Raw genomic sequence first — 13824 nt, 5'->3', positions numbered from 1 at the left:
ATAAGTTGTATTGTCGCTGTTTATCTAGCATTCGGAATAATCTCGTTACTTCCAAAACAAAAACCAATCACCAAAGCTGAACTTGAGGCTTGCAGACCATGTCAAGAATTGCTAATTGGTGCTGGTAGGTACCCAAACTTTAAATAATCATTTAACAGAACCAACTGATGACAAATGTGTTAATACCTACCAATTATCGCCCTTAGCAAACGTGCCTTTAATATAATTTTCAATAAATCCATTAATATAGGTTTCAAGGTTTTGCTTACCATCTTCTTGTTTTAAAATACCTTTCTTATTAAATATCTCTTTATTGTTGGTACCTGATTGAGGATATATAGAAGCGGTTCTGTAAACATCACCGGTGTAGGTTGATATTTTATTTATGTTAGGTTCGCTGATTCTTAACTTACCTTCTTTAAATTGAAAAGTAATGGTATAATTCACATCCCAGCTCGGATTCAAATAAAGCACCTTCATTTTTATTGCTTTTGGCGCAATAGCATTTACTGTAATGCTTTCATTCTCAATAGTGCTTAGAACGTCCTTTGGCGAAGCATACAATCCGGATAGGTAAATTAAAGATTTTTTATAAAGCTCATTTTGTGTTTTACCTGGTAGCTCATAAACTAAATAGTTTTTTGTTGTATCAGTTGAACTTACAAAGCCTTTGCTTGTTAATGAAAATGTTTGCTTATCCTGAGCAACCGCAGCATTTGATAAAGCAAGAAATAAAACTAATGAGTAAAATAATTTCATAATGAGATGGTTAAGTTGAAAAACAAACTTAAAAAAAATCATTGATTATTTGCATTAAGAAAAGATCCTATGCATATTGCATTGCGAAACAATAATTAATAAAATTTTAATCTAATAGAGAAACCTTGATTCAATAGCTTTTTTTTCATACGATAATTCCAGGTGAGCCGTTCGAGCGGCATCTAATACTTTTCTCTTATAGAGTTAATTGTTGTTTCGCAGCACCTGGAATACTTTTTAATAAAATGTTATGCGAAACAACAATTTTAAAAACGAAACAAAACAGCTCCCGTCTTTAGGTAGAGCTAGAAGCATTCCAATCTTTACAGTTTATTTGAAAGGAGGTTCATCATGTGCTTAATTAAGTCAAAAGGGAACGATGCTTGCATTCACCCGTATTGTGCAAGAGCAAAAAAATCGCCTCAATATCATGTTACAAGACAAAGCATAATTGATGGCAATGCTGGCTTTGAGAAATTCAAAAAAAAGAAAAGCCTTATCAATGATGATTATTGGATGATGGCAATTAATCAAGTTGCTGGTAAAGCTCTGACAGAAATCAGAACCGCTGGTAATTGGCCGATCGATAGAGATGTTTTTAATCGTGATGAGATTCAGGTTCAATATGCTGAAGTATTAGAAAATTACCCTGTTTACAACGAAATCACAAAAAAAACAGAATGGAAAGAAATATTGGACGTTAGCGAGTTTTACTTTTACATTGGAGGCGCTGAAAATGAAAAATAATAAAAATACAATCAAGTTTCTTAAAGCCAGGCTTAAGATTTTAGAAAAACTCTATCTTGAGGAACTACTAAAAAATGAAACCATCTATGAAAATTTAAGTTCAATAATTACAAATTCTTAAAACCAATATCATGCAAATAGCATACTTAAATAAAGGCAAAGCTGCAAAGCAAAGTGAAAATGAGAAGCTTTTAAGCGCTTTTCGTGATAGAGATATTAGGCTTGCTTTAAATAAGCACAAAGATAAAATTGAAGCTCTTAATATTTCTGAACCCGAATTCATTCTTGAACTTAAAAATAGATTACAAAAATAGGATTACATAATGGGTGTAATAATTTGCACCCATTATTTCTAATTACGCATATCCAAAACGTTAAGACTTCTAATCATTATAAATGATTTTAATGCAGCCAGTGGATTTATTTGTGAATATACAACGCTAAGAATATTATTGCATTCGGTTGTGCCTAAATTCCTGTGAAGCCATTTAACAATCCGCTTTGATGGTTCGCGGCTGTTGTTCTGAACAGCATAAGCAATTATATAATAAATGCGTTCATTCTCAGCCAATGTTACATCCTCAGTTAGATATTTTGCAACCTTATGAATCGTGCCAACATTAAGAGGTCTTAATTTTAAAGTTCTTGTGCACTTTGAAATTTTCAAAAACCTGATAAGTTTTATTACATAACCACTCTTTATACATACGCTAACCTTTAATACATTATCTTTCATTTTATTTTTTGTTAATTTTCTTTATTTTTTCTAATGCTGCTCTTAGTTCTGCTTCAGCAATTTTACTTGAGCCTGTAATTACATCAAAGCCCCTACTTTCAACAGCTGCAGCATAATTCATTCCGGCAACTACAACCAAAACATAACCAGTGTTAAACTTCGCTTTAATCTCTCGAATCAACGCTTTAGCAGATTGAACGCCCTTGGAGCCTGTGCCGCTTACCTCATAATTTTCTTGAATGGTTTTGCCGTTTTTTAAGATGATATAAGCGATAGAGGATCTTAAGTTTGAAGTATGATCAATAAAACCAGGTGTACTTTCCGTTATAAGTTTTGGTCTTGGTCCATATTTATGTTTAGCAGTCTTTCTTCCATTAACCTCTACGAAGTAAATATCCGCAGCTTTTGACCTAGCATTAGCTACAAACGTTTCTCCGACTAGTTGAAGTCTTGTCAATATTGCCAAATTAATTTGTCCAACACGTTTTTGTATTTCAGCTTTTAATTTGCTGCTATTAAACCTTGGTTTTAACATAATTATTATGATTCTAATAATTCTCTTAATTCTCTTTCTTCATCCTCCGGACTGACTATATCATCATCCTCTGAAGATTTCTTTTCGTAAACGGGTATGCTTGCTGTATCAAGTGTGAAATTTGCCCAGCTTGTCTGCCACAATAATTCTTGTTGGCTAACCTTGAAATATTTACGATATGAACCAGTCATTCTCCAAGGGCTATTATCTCCCTTGTCTTTAGGCTCATCTTTTGCAAAACCTGTGTGATTACACTTTATGCAGCCTCTTCCGGTGCATTTATCACATTTAGGCCTTTCAGCAAGATGATAGATTTCCATGAAATCCTTCGTATTAATTTGTAATAGTATGCCATCAAATATTTGACACAAATCAGAAAGCGTAAATTCATTTTCTATTAATTTTATTAGTCTATTTGTTGGCTCTCTATGATCGTTTTGCAGCGCACAAGCAACGCAATAAACGAGCTTAGATAAATGTTGATTAGCCCCGACCATTATAGCAGTTGTTAAATTCTGCTCCAGAAAATTTGATGGAATTAGAACAACTTTTGATGCTATTCTAAACATGTTGCCAACTAAAAGAGGTCGTAAAACAAAAACTCGTTTATTGGTAATACACCTAATCGTTATTAAAAAATGCTGAACAAGGTTTTTAGGTTTTATTGTGACCTCAATTAAACTAGGTTTTTCGGTCAAAATATCTCCTGCAGTCGAAAGAGATTCCTTCTCCTCGTTCGAAAATATATTTGTATTAATAGATTGTTCTAACATAGCTTATGGTTTTATTCCACCGTTTATAAGATTCTGGTATGATGAGCCACCACTTGTGTTTTTCTCGATTTTACTTAGGATTAAATACAGGTTATCGGTGTTGTTTGCAGTTCTAAATGTGTTATCCCGAATTTCCAATGCTGTAGTAAAAATATTTACAGACATATTATAGCAATCGAGCACGCCTTTGCTAATTGCCATGGTATGGGTGAGGCTATCGCCTGAAAGCCTGACTAATGTTTTTGTCAAGTCATATTGGCCTCTCCATATACCCATGGCGATATTGGCACTGTTTTCAGTTAATCCAGCAGATGTGATCGTGCCGGTAACAGCGGAAGCAGAATTGGTTAAAGTGGTATTTAAACTTTGACCAGTAATTTTCTGAAACTCTTCAAATTTCTTTTGAGCATCATCTGTAAAAGTTTTGAAAAGGCTTTGTAAGTCCAAAATTTCAGTATTCGTTAACTCATCATCGCTTTGGGCCTTTTTTGAAAATTGTTCGTAAAATTTATCAATACCGGCTGCAAGAACTTTATTTTTAAAAATGCTTAAAGCAGCATCGTTCATAGTAGATTTAAAAAAGTCGGCTAAATCCTGCGCCCCCGTTTTACCTTCTTTAAACATATTTAACAAACTATCTGTCAAAGTATCGGAGCTTGTACCTGTAAATATTTCGGCTGTTTGCTTTGCTAATTCCGCAACCGCAGCTGTTGCATCATAACCTTTTTGCTCAAGCTCTTTTAATCGCTCAACTAAAGCTTTAGCATCACCCTCAAGTTTACCTTGAGCTAGTAGTGAACTAAGCTGAGAAAAGTCCATCCCTTGAAGACTGCTGTAAGTTTTATTTACACTAGCTTTTCTAAACCAGGTACCATGCGTGTAGCTTTCGCTAGCAGTATAGTTTTGTCCTTGAAGTTTAGCCATAATCTCATTAACTTCTTTATTGTAATCGACTACTTGAGATTTTCTTAAGTCGATTTCAGCACGGATTCCTTCCAGAACAACTTTATTATCTCTAATGGTTTGTAAGGCACGTTCTTTTAATAAATCTTGATACTCTCTTTCGCCACTAATTGCACTGGCATAAAAATCAGCAACTTCCTTACGGGCCGCAGCATTCATTTCTTTAACCTTTTTTCCGATAGAAAACAAAGTTCCTATTGCCTTAATAGCAGCGCCAATCATTTTAGCAGGATCACCAGATGCCAAACCAGCTGCTAAATCAGCGACACCACCGGCGAGCTGTCCAATAGTATCTAAGGCATAGCCGGCTGCGGTTTCATTGCCTCCTAAAGCAGCTGACATACTGTTCAATCCATCTGCGGCATCTGCAGCATAATTACTAATATCTATTAATGACTCATTATCGCTTAGTTTGCTGATAAATCCACTTAAACCTTTATCCGCACCTTTAGCATTACCAGATATTTTTTTTAATTCAGCACCAACTTTAATTAAGCGATCCTGCAGTTCTTTTAATTTGGTTTGGCTTTGAGGCAATGTAATTGCTTTTTCAATATCAGATTGCTCTTTTTTTAATGCATTTACATTTGACTGCCTGCTGCCTAAACCTAATCTATTTTGTAACCCTGAAAGTTGGCTATTCAATTGATTTCGTACTTTAGGCTGGATAGATTCAGAATTGAGAAGTTCCTTAAGTATTGTTATTTGCTCCTTAATTTGTTCTCGACTTAAGAGAATCGTTTCCTGTGATAGTCTTTTATAAATCTCAGTTTTTTGATAGGCTTCATCGTTGGCGATTTCAATTGCATCATTTTTTTGCCTCAATAATTCGTTTTTCTTTTCATCGGTTAAATCTTTACCTAATGCCTTTGCCTTAGCACTATATTCAATATCGATTCGCGCTAAAGTTTCACCGTATGAAACAGCCGAAAGATAAGCTTCAGCATATTCTTTATCTTTAGCATTTTTCCTTATTTTGAGTTCCGCTTTAATATTATCTTCAATCGCCTTTTTTCGTTCCAATTCAGCTCCTGACAATTCATTTTTAGAATTTAGGTTACTAAGCTCATCTTGAAGGATTGTTAAATACGATTTTTGGGTATTTATCTCGTTGCTGAAGCGTTCTTTTGCTTGAGCTTCACCAATGATTGTTTTCTCCTTTTCAAAGTCGGTATAGATACCTTTCTGCTCATTCAATGAAATTTTGAGTTTTTCAGTATTTTGCCTGTAAATTAAATCGGAATTTGCACGTGTTTCAATTTCTCCCAAACCCTCAAGTCCTATTGCTTGCTTTGGATTTGCTTTATTAAAATCTTCTATAATCTTTCTGAATTTACTAAACTTGTCTTTTAAAGCTTGAACCTCTTCTTCATCTTTTGTAAAGCTTTTACGGCTGTATTCGGCATCAATATCATTCATGCGAGAAACAAGAGCTTTCCTTTCGTTGATTGTCTTGTCAGTAGTTTCTTTAATAGCTTTTGGTTTATTGTTATTAATACCTAAAACTGCAACAGCGCCGTTTTTTCGAATATTGTCTTGAACGTCACTCGCTAGCTTAGCATTCTTTTTATTCAGGATGTCACTATCAGTGGATATATCTCTTATTTTCTTATCAATTACATCCAAATCCTTTTTCGCCCCTGATATTGCGCCAGCAGCTAAACTCGCTTGAGATATAGTAGTTGCACCGGTAAGTGATGACGCTGTTTTATCACGATATTTATCAGCATTATTGAAGTTTTCTTGAGCTTTTTTAACTGCTAATCTGGCTTTCTCTCTTTCAGTTGCTAAATCCGCTTTTGTAAAATCATTTTCAAGAATTCTCGACTGATTTTCGGCAATGGCATCTTGAGCTGCTCTTGCTTTTGCAGCCGCTAATATTGCTGTTGTTAAAAGATTGTAAGCCTTTTCTGCTTTACCTGCAAGTATTTCTTCATTTGAAAAGCTACTAAAGTAGTCAGGGTATTTGGATTGCAACTCCTCAATAATTTTGTTACGCTCCTTCAAAGGAATATTCAAATCCAAAGCAGCCTTATAAAGCGTTTTCATTTCTACGCTTTCTTGAGCAGCGGCTTGTAAACCTTTTAGCCTGGCTTCTCTTGAGGCCAATTGAATAGCAATCTGCTCTTTTAATAGTTTTGTAGCTTGAGCAGTAGCATCATTACCTTTGAAAAGAGCTACAACCCATTCTAAAATTTCTTTTTTGTGAGAAACTAAAAATCCGGTTGCAAAGGATATTGCACCAGCCAGCGTAAACGTTTCCAAGGAAATTCCACTTAAAACTTCACCTGCTACTTCCTGAACAGCATTGTTTTCTTGAGTAGCTCCCTTTAATTTTAAAACATCTTGAGCAACCTCTTTTAGGTTGTTTACAATTGGAGCCGGTTGCATAACCGACTGCTTGTTTTTCCATAACGCTTCAGCTTCTCTGGCATTTTTGGCGTAACTATCAAGTAAAGCCTTGTTTTGCGCACTAACATCTTTAAGGCTTTTACCGATATTCTCACCAATGGAAGTTCCCGCAGCATTTTGTTTTTTGGATAATGCCTCAATTCCTGATTCTATTTTTTTAACGCCGGCATCGAATTTTGAAGTTTCAATTTCAGCTTCGAAACTTAAAGAGCCCCCATCACTACCATAACCTATGTTCACACTCATGTTATCCTAAATTATTTTTTTGTTTAATTTTTTCGTACTCATTTGATAAAAAGAAACTCCCGGCATGCTGGATTAATCTGTCGAAAAGAACAATCATTTCAGGCACATCACAATTCCAATGTAAAAACTGTTTAAGCTTTATAATTTCTTTGCCGCTTACATGTGGACTATTAATGAGAAAAACTGAAATGGTGTTTAGCATTAAATCAATATCTTTCTTGCCATCCATCATTTTTACGTAATCAGCAGCTAATTCAGCAACGGAACATAGTACTTCATCAACTTTAAAAATTCTTACTTTTCTAAATAGTATTTTATCGGTAATAGAGCGTTTCTTTATCTTAAACTTTACCGCCATAATAGGTGGTTTTGAAGCCATGTAAGCTGTAAAAGGTCCACCTTCGCTAATGTCTTGAATAAGCATCATGAGCAGATTATTTTCTGGCAAATCGTTTATTGTTTTTGTTGTGTTTTCTTTCATTTTTAGTTATTTTGGTTTAAAACCTTCAATTTTTGCATCAAAACATTAAATAAATCAGCTGTTTTGTCGGCTTTTATTAAGCTATAGGCAGATATTATGATTGTTTTAAGCATTTCTTCTCTTCTACTTCCAATTGGTTGGAAAGCAAAATGTTCAGCTAAAACCCTGATAGCATCAATTATCTCAGGTTCCTGATTCAATTTATGTTTGTTTGCCATAATTTTATTAATGTGTTATTAATCCTAAAAGGCCTTTTAGTGTGGCATTTGAGAAAATCTACAACGGGTCTCTCAACAAAAAAAATATTGTTATGAGGCCCGTTATTATTAAATAAAATGCTTTAACATATTATTATCGATGGGCTTCAAATCTTTAACGATGAATCAATCTTAGATTTTAAGAAGCTTGAATACTTCATCGGTTAAGTCTTCATCTTTCTTTTGCGATTTAAGCTGAGTATTCAATTGTTTACTTGCGTTCGTGCCGTAGGATATTTCTTCCATACCATCCTTTATTTCATCAGCTGAAACTTGCTTGTCATGAATGTCGGTTGCCGCTTTAACGACTTTTAAAAAATCAGCATCGTTTTCGAAATGTGAAAACATTACCTTATTTCGAAGAACCCGCTTTAAATCATCAGGATAATTTTTCAAATTTTCTTCCAGGTATGCTTCATACCTTTCGCGTTGCTCTGTTGAATGATTGGCCATGTTATTTTTGTTTAATTAAAAATTGTTGCAATTCATTTATTTTCAATTCCTTTTCCGCAGCTGTCAGAAATCGATTGTTGTTTACCGCCGCAATTTCCGCCAGGTAAATCGTACGAGTTGTGATTTCTTCTTTAGTTTTTTTCATGGTTTATTAAAAAATTTTAGTTTCTTCCTGCTGATTATTAATCTCATTAATCGATAAATAATCAAGGTCCTTGAATGAAGTGGTTTCACCAATCCAGTTTAGCATAATATCGTCCGTTGCACCATTCCGATGCTTAGCAATAATCACTTCAGCTTTTCCAGCCGTGGAAATGCCATTGGGATATTCTGTTTGTCCATAATATTCTGGTCGATGAAGAAATAATACTAAGTCAGCATCTTGCTCGATTGAGCCTGATTCCCTTAAGTCAGATAATAGAGGCGTCTTGTTCGCCCTAGATTCAACGTTTCTTGATAATTGGGATAAAACGATTACTGGTAAATCTAAATCTTTTGCGAGGGCTTTTAAGCTTCTTGAAATTAAGGCGATTTCTTGTTCACGATTATTGCTTCTTGATTTAGCGGGTGTGGTAATTAGCTGCATGTAATCAATTACAATTAACTCTATACCTTCTCTCCTATGTAACTTTTTAGCTTTTGCCTTAATTTCTGTTATTGATATTGCCGAAGTATCATCCCAGAATATTTTTGAGTTTGATATTTCGCCGGCTTTGCGATGTATTTTCTGGAAATCAAATTCGCTTAATCTATTTTTTCTAAAATTTTCTAAAGGTATCTCTGTAGTAATTGAGATTTGCTTATTCATCAACTGCCTATTGTTCATTTCCAACGAGAAAAAAGCGACTTTACGACTAAAATCTTTTGCGGCGTTTAGAACGCATTGTATTACAAACGACGTTTTTCCCATCGCCGGGCGGGCCGCAATAATTATTAAGTCTGTTTTCTGCCAGCCGGCGGTTATCCTGTCTAAATCTGAAAAGCCAGATTCAATCCCGGTTATTTCGGATTTTTTGTTTCGGCTAGTTTCAAAATGAATTAAGCTTTCTTTAAAAAGCTCTTCATTTGTAATTTCTCGTTTTGTTATAACCTCGCTTAACAATTCATCTTTTTTCAGATCGACCTTTGAAATAACATCGAAAACATCTTCACCCTCATCATAGCATGCTCTTTCAGCTTCTCTACAGGCTTTGATAAGTTCACGCTTCAAGTATTTTTCGGAAATGATTGCAATGTGATACTCGATGTTTGCTGAAGATGCAACACGATTGGTTAAATTTGTAATGTGATAGGCGCCGCCGACCTCGTCAATTTTTCCAACCTTTCTTAAAGCGTTAACAACCGTTATTATATCAATTGGATTTCCATCATTAAAAAGATTTAACATTACTTCGTAAATCAATCTATTGGAGGCCGAATAAAACATTTGAGGTTTTAATTTGTCAGCAGCTTCAACCATTGCTTGTTCCTCAAGTAGAAGAGCTCCAATAATTACGTCTTCGAAATCTAAAGCATTAGGAGGTGTAAGAACTTGAGAATTTATATTATCATTTTTCATTGTACTGCAAATTTTTGAAGTGATTTAGGCAAGGGCGCCACATGATGTTGCGGGTTTTCGGACTTTAGTGTATTTTGAGATATATCATCATCCCATCTTTCCTGATTTAAAAAGGTAGTTGGGTTAGGATGGTTCCATCCGGGAAATTGTTTCCACACGGCGTATGCTGGCAGGATTTCAATTATTTTGGTTTGGTCAACTTGTTTAAGAGAATCCCATTTTTCTTTAGCTTTTTTCTTGCTAATTTTTGTTGGGTATAAATTCCAAAAAATTGCAAAATCTATCTTTGTTTCTTTTTTTGGTTTATTGTTTAATGTTTCTTTTAAAGTATTATGTTCTGCATCCTGTTCACTTAGTGAGTTACCTAGTGATTTAGAAGGCGATTCAGTTGGTGAGTTACCTATCGATTTTTCGCCTAGTACTGTAAGCGTTACCTTCGCTTTTGTATAATGATTTACACCTTTTGTATACCTATCAATCAAACCATTTACTAGAAAAAATTCTAGCGCTTTATAGTAAGTGGTCTTATCAACTTTCGATAAGGCTAATATGTAACCAAAATCCACATCAAACTCTTCGCTCCAGTTCCATTGATTGTTAATTTCTAAAAGGGAGTGATAAACCGCAATCATTCCCGATGTTAGCCCCGGTGTATTAAGCTTTATATCTCTAAAAGCATTTAGCTGCCTGATGTAATCAATTCTAAACTTCATCTTAAATCCAGTTGCTTGAGTTTGTAGCTGTTTTAATTAAGGCTCTTAAATGAGATTCATCCACTCCATATTTTTTTACCAATTGGTTTATAGTTGCTTGAGTGAAATACAATTGCATCTTTTTTAGAGATTTAAGAATGTATGAATCGGAATATGTTTGAATATTTGAACTATTGCTCATCGTCAACTCCTTTCTTATTCAAAGCATAGAAATACACACTTCTGCCGGTTACACAATCTTTTCGAAAGCTTTCAATCTTAATTAAACCTTTATCCTCAAGGCCTTTTAAAGCACGGCAAAGCGATGACACTGATATTAAGGTCAGGTTATGAATTTGACGTCGGCAAAGTGATTTAGTAAGACTGAGAACCTGAAGTATGAGCAGCTTCTCAGTGCTTGTGATGGTTGGTTGATTTTTATTTTTTGGTAAGGTTCTGGGAAAAACCTTAGCCATTAGATTTATTATTTAGATTGGTGCCAGAAATCCAGTTTTCTAAGTACTCCCTATCGAAGTAATTCCGGGTTCCCTTTTTAATCGACTTGAGATTACCTAAAGAAATCTGAATTCTCAAAGCATTTGGCGATTTGCTTGTGATTTCCGCAGCACCATTAATATCGACATATTTAGGTAATGAGGCTATTGGGGGGCTGGCAATCATGCTTCTTAACTCATTTACTTCAGAACGAAGTTCTTGCATTTGAGCGTCAATAGACTCAATAATTCCAACCCGATTATTTGGTATTGCTGTGGTGAAACTTAAACTTTCCATTTGCATATATTTAATTATAAAACAAATGTAAAAGCGTAAACGCCAGTAAACGAATTATTTAACTATACTAATTATACATATAAGCAAGATGTATAATTAGTATAGTTATTATATTGAAATGGCTTTACCCTCTTTGAAACCCTGGTAAGAAATGATTATTTCGAATCTTTTCGCAAATAGGGGCCGGAGCTTTATTAGATTAATTTTTTTGAAAAAACCTTTGTCATGATAACTCCTTACAATTTTGGCAAGGTGCATCCCTTCACCTTTCTTTAACTTAAAATCACTTTTGTTTTCAAAAATTGATTTGCCGTCCGGCGCATATGCTTTAAGTTCATTGTAAAATGTTTCTTTGTTGTCTTCATTCAGAAAGGCATCATCGAAATGCTGAAAAACTTCATGTTTTCTGATAGTAGTATTCTTTGCATCCTGTGTAATATGTTTTGGCAAACAGTCTTTCATATTTTCGAACAAGGCAATTGAGGTTTGAAGAAATTCACTCTCTAATTCCTTATTGAAATGCTTTTCGAAAATATAATAAGATTTAAGATTTCTGAGTTTATTTATTACCAGTTCTTTAGTTGAAGCTTTCCCGTCCAAATTATCGCTAAGCCACTTGTAACCGCTTAAGGTTTCAAACTCATAACAATCTTTTACAAATGCCTTTACAGTCTCAAAATATTCTTTTAAAACATTATCAATTTCTTCGCCACTATCGCAATTGCAAAATGACTTTTGAAATAACGGGAAAATATCTCGAACAAACTCATCCGCAATTCTTAATTGATCATCATTCATGAACGTTGCCTTTGATAACAAATAAGTATCAAAGTATTCAGACCAACAATTAACATCATTCACTATGTTACGTAAATCTGTAATAGTTTTAATTTGATTCATGATTAGTCAACTTTTTTTAAAAGATTAGCTTCAAATTGTTCTTCTTTTTCTTTTGAGAATTGGCTTAAATAAGCTTCGGTTGTACTCATACTGGAATGTCCGAGTTTCTTACTTATATAAATTGTTGGGGCTCCACTTTCCATAAGAATGGTTGCGTAACTGTGTCTAGCAAAGTAGCTGGATATGGATTTCGTAATACCAATTTTAACAGCAATTTCTTTTAATGAGCGATTAATGGCGGCGATAGCTATGTCTTTTGCTTTGTGCTTATCCTCTTCACTCATTTGATTATTGAAAACTTTAAATACATAATCAGAATTAAGCGAATGAATTTTATGCCTTTCTACAATATCGCGTATTTCATCTGTTAATTTAATTGAAAGTGTTTTAACCTTTCCTTTACCTTTTGTTTTCTGCCTTATGAAAGTTATCCTATCAGCACTAAAATTTGAATGCTTCAGCCTGAAAACATCTGCCATGTTCATACCACTACATAGATAACTGAACATGAACATCGATTTAGCGAAATCTTCAACTTTGGTAACAGGTTGATAGTTATGAAGCAGCATAATTTCGTCCAAGGTAAGCGGCCGCTTTGCATTTACAGATTCTGGAATTTGATATAGCTTATCACCAAAAGGATATAAAGATTTGTTTAGTTCGCCTGATGCAATAAGGTTATTGAGTACTTTCTTGACCCTTACCAAATACATACTAATTGTAGTTGTGCTATAAGCTTTTTTATCACCTATTTTCTTTTCAGCCCATGTTTGAAATGCTCGAAGCTCATTTGGAGTAACCTGGCTTATTTTGAAAACATCTGATTTAAATTTGTAATTGGCGTATTGCTTGAAGAGTTCACTCGCATAAGAAAAGATGTTAGCGTTCGAAAACTTATCTTCCTTCTTTAATAAAATGGAATGTTCTTTTAACAGATTAACTAAGTCTGAACGATCTCCTTTCTGGTCAAATCTTATTTTAAATTCATGAAACGTGAAGTTAGGTAGGTTCTTTATAACCTCATTAGCTTTTTGCTCTTTAATTTCAATTTCCCTTTTAGCTCTTTGTAAATCCTCATTATTATTCATGTTTTTACCAGCAACAATTTTTTTGTTGTAGGTATCTTCATCGAACGAGTAATCAGTATTTAAGTAAATTGATTTTCTTTCATGAGTTACCCTGATACGAACCTTGTAAGTTCCATCAGCCAGTTTAAACCTCTTATCTAGAAATTTGCTCGCATTTGCCATAACTAAAGGTAAACACTTGCACACACATTTGCAAACAACTTGCACACATTAGTAAATTTTCGTAAATATCTAACCTATCGAAATGAAATGAAAAAAGCGCCTTTTAGCGCTTTAAAAATGATTCAACTTATTCAGAAATACCTATGATTTCCCTTCTGATGGGAAATTCATTTGTTTTAAATTTATTTATGTCAAAGTTAATCAGGATTTTCCTGAATCTGGGATTTTAGCATTAAAAAACTTTATGAAGAAATCATTCTAAACATAAAA

At 34.1% G+C, this 13824-nt stretch carries 17 protein-coding genes; 2 read left to right on the top strand and 15 right to left on the bottom strand.

Going from position 1 to position 13824, the window contains the following annotated elements; all coding sequences use genetic code 11:
* Nucleotides 1-186: 186 nt before the first annotated feature.
* On the bottom strand, nt 187-759 hold the full coding sequence (locus ACFOWA_RS13250; protein WP_378985882.1) for a DUF4468 domain-containing protein: 573 nt from the start codon (nt 757-759) through the stop codon (nt 187-189).
* Between the two features lie 351 nt (nt 760-1110).
* On the opposite strand from ACFOWA_RS13250, the gene ACFOWA_RS13245 reads away from it, so the two are divergent.
* Both ACFOWA_RS13245 and ACFOWA_RS13240 read left to right on the top strand, forming a co-directional pair.
* Nucleotides 1111-1506, top strand: coding sequence for a hypothetical protein (locus tag ACFOWA_RS13245; protein ID WP_378985880.1), 396 nt, complete (start codon nt 1111-1113; stop codon nt 1504-1506).
* A gap of 131 nt (nt 1507-1637) precedes the next feature.
* Nucleotides 1638-1820 carry a hypothetical protein gene (locus ACFOWA_RS13240; protein ID WP_378985878.1) on the top strand — a complete coding sequence of 61 codons (183 nt, stop codon included), beginning with the start codon at nt 1638-1640 and terminating at the stop codon, nt 1818-1820.
* A 38-nt stretch (nt 1821-1858) separates the two neighbouring features.
* Here ACFOWA_RS13240 and ACFOWA_RS13235 read toward each other — a convergent pair whose 3' ends face one another.
* From ACFOWA_RS13235 to ACFOWA_RS13170, 14 genes are all read right to left on the bottom strand, one after another.
* Entirely contained in the window at nt 1859-2242 is a 384-nt protein-coding gene (locus ACFOWA_RS13235; protein WP_378985876.1) for a hypothetical protein, read from the bottom strand.
* 1 nt (nt 2243) lies between these two features.
* The gene (locus ACFOWA_RS13230; RefSeq protein ID WP_378985874.1) at nt 2244-2777 is read right to left on the bottom strand and encodes a hypothetical protein; all 534 of its coding nucleotides are present in this window, start codon (nt 2775-2777) and stop codon (nt 2244-2246) included.
* Between the two features lie 5 nt (nt 2778-2782).
* Nucleotides 2783-3550, bottom strand: a complete 768-nt coding sequence (locus tag ACFOWA_RS13225) for a hypothetical protein (protein ID WP_378985872.1) — start codon at nt 3548-3550, stop codon at nt 2783-2785.
* 3 nt (nt 3551-3553) lie between these two features.
* Nucleotides 3554-7171, bottom strand: a complete 3618-nt coding sequence (locus ACFOWA_RS13220; RefSeq protein WP_378985870.1) for a hypothetical protein — start codon at nt 7169-7171, stop codon at nt 3554-3556.
* Nucleotide 7172: 1 nt separating this feature from the next.
* Nucleotides 7173-7652: a hypothetical protein gene (locus ACFOWA_RS13215; RefSeq protein ID WP_378985868.1), complete on the bottom strand. Its 480-nt coding sequence runs from the start codon at nt 7650-7652 to the stop codon at nt 7173-7175.
* 2 nt (nt 7653-7654) lie between these two features.
* Nucleotides 7655-7870 carry a hypothetical protein gene (locus ACFOWA_RS13210; RefSeq protein ID WP_378985866.1) on the bottom strand — a complete coding sequence of 72 codons (216 nt, stop codon included), beginning with the start codon at nt 7868-7870 and terminating at the stop codon, nt 7655-7657.
* A gap of 171 nt (nt 7871-8041) precedes the next feature.
* Nucleotides 8042-8362 (bottom strand): hypothetical protein, encoded by a 321-nt coding sequence (locus ACFOWA_RS13205; RefSeq protein ID WP_378985864.1) that lies wholly within the window; start codon nt 8360-8362, stop codon nt 8042-8044.
* A gap of 1 nt (nt 8363) precedes the next feature.
* Nucleotides 8364-8507, bottom strand: coding sequence for a hypothetical protein (locus ACFOWA_RS13200; RefSeq protein ID WP_378985862.1), 144 nt, complete (start codon nt 8505-8507; stop codon nt 8364-8366).
* 6 nt (nt 8508-8513) lie between these two features.
* Nucleotides 8514-9920: a replicative DNA helicase gene (gene dnaB / locus ACFOWA_RS13195; RefSeq protein WP_378985861.1), complete on the bottom strand. Its 1407-nt coding sequence runs from the start codon at nt 9918-9920 to the stop codon at nt 8514-8516.
* Complete coding sequence (locus ACFOWA_RS13190; RefSeq protein ID WP_378985859.1) at nt 9917-10633, bottom strand: hypothetical protein; 717 nt, start codon at nt 10631-10633, stop codon at nt 9917-9919. The genes dnaB and ACFOWA_RS13190 overlap by 4 nt, the downstream gene beginning before the upstream one ends.
* A 170-nt stretch (nt 10634-10803) precedes the next feature.
* Nucleotides 10804-11088 carry a hypothetical protein gene (locus ACFOWA_RS13185; RefSeq protein WP_378985857.1) on the bottom strand — a complete coding sequence of 95 codons (285 nt, stop codon included), beginning with the start codon at nt 11086-11088 and terminating at the stop codon, nt 10804-10806.
* The gene (locus ACFOWA_RS13180; protein WP_378985855.1) at nt 11081-11404 is read right to left on the bottom strand and encodes a hypothetical protein; all 324 of its coding nucleotides are present in this window, start codon (nt 11402-11404) and stop codon (nt 11081-11083) included. Before ACFOWA_RS13180 ends, ACFOWA_RS13185 begins: the two co-directional genes overlap by 8 nt.
* 108 nt (nt 11405-11512) lie before the next feature.
* Nucleotides 11513-12304: a hypothetical protein gene (locus tag ACFOWA_RS13175; protein ID WP_378985853.1), complete on the bottom strand. Its 792-nt coding sequence runs from the start codon at nt 12302-12304 to the stop codon at nt 11513-11515.
* A 2-nt stretch (nt 12305-12306) separates the two neighbouring features.
* Nucleotides 12307-13554 carry a tyrosine-type recombinase/integrase gene (locus tag ACFOWA_RS13170; protein WP_378985851.1) on the bottom strand — a complete coding sequence of 416 codons (1248 nt, stop codon included), beginning with the start codon at nt 13552-13554 and terminating at the stop codon, nt 12307-12309.
* Between the last annotated feature and the right edge of the window lie 270 nt (nt 13555-13824).

This window comes from Pedobacter lithocola (assembly GCF_042650845.1).
Lineage (GTDB): Bacteria > Bacteroidota > Bacteroidia > Sphingobacteriales > Sphingobacteriaceae > Pedobacter > Pedobacter lithocola.
This window is presented reverse-complemented; position numbering and strand designations above follow the sequence as displayed.

Coding starts and splice junctions, on each gene's coding strand:
- ACFOWA_RS13250 (WP_378985882.1), bottom strand. CDS start 759: ATGAAATTATTTTACTCATTAGTTTTATTTCTTGCTTTATCAAATGCT.
- ACFOWA_RS13245 (WP_378985880.1), top strand. CDS start 1,111: ATGTGCTTAATTAAGTCAAAAGGGAACGATGCTTGCATTCACCCGTAT.
- ACFOWA_RS13240 (WP_378985878.1), top strand. CDS start 1,638: ATGCAAATAGCATACTTAAATAAAGGCAAAGCTGCAAAGCAAAGTGAA.
- ACFOWA_RS13235 (WP_378985876.1), bottom strand. CDS start 2,242: ATGAAAGATAATGTATTAAAGGTTAGCGTATGTATAAAGAGTGGTTAT.
- ACFOWA_RS13230 (WP_378985874.1), bottom strand. CDS start 2,777: ATGTTAAAACCAAGGTTTAATAGCAGCAAATTAAAAGCTGAAATACAA.
- ACFOWA_RS13225 (WP_378985872.1), bottom strand. CDS start 3,550: ATGTTAGAACAATCTATTAATACAAATATATTTTCGAACGAGGAGAAG.
- ACFOWA_RS13220 (WP_378985870.1), bottom strand. CDS start 7,171: ATGAGTGTGAACATAGGTTATGGTAGTGATGGGGGCTCTTTAAGTTTC.
- ACFOWA_RS13215 (WP_378985868.1), bottom strand. CDS start 7,652: ATGAAAGAAAACACAACAAAAACAATAAACGATTTGCCAGAAAATAAT.
- ACFOWA_RS13210 (WP_378985866.1), bottom strand. CDS start 7,870: ATGGCAAACAAACATAAATTGAATCAGGAACCTGAGATAATTGATGCT.
- ACFOWA_RS13205 (WP_378985864.1), bottom strand. CDS start 8,362: ATGGCCAATCATTCAACAGAGCAACGCGAAAGGTATGAAGCATACCTG.
- ACFOWA_RS13200 (WP_378985862.1), bottom strand. CDS start 8,507: ATGAAAAAAACTAAAGAAGAAATCACAACTCGTACGATTTACCTGGCG.
- dnaB (WP_378985861.1), bottom strand. CDS start 9,920: ATGAAAAATGATAATATAAATTCTCAAGTTCTTACACCTCCTAATGCT.
- ACFOWA_RS13190 (WP_378985859.1), bottom strand. CDS start 10,633: ATGAAGTTTAGAATTGATTACATCAGGCAGCTAAATGCTTTTAGAGAT.
- ACFOWA_RS13185 (WP_378985857.1), bottom strand. CDS start 11,088: ATGGCTAAGGTTTTTCCCAGAACCTTACCAAAAAATAAAAATCAACCA.
- ACFOWA_RS13180 (WP_378985855.1), bottom strand. CDS start 11,404: ATGGAAAGTTTAAGTTTCACCACAGCAATACCAAATAATCGGGTTGGA.
- ACFOWA_RS13175 (WP_378985853.1), bottom strand. CDS start 12,304: ATGAATCAAATTAAAACTATTACAGATTTACGTAACATAGTGAATGAT.
- ACFOWA_RS13170 (WP_378985851.1), bottom strand. CDS start 13,554: ATGGCAAATGCGAGCAAATTTCTAGATAAGAGGTTTAAACTGGCTGAT.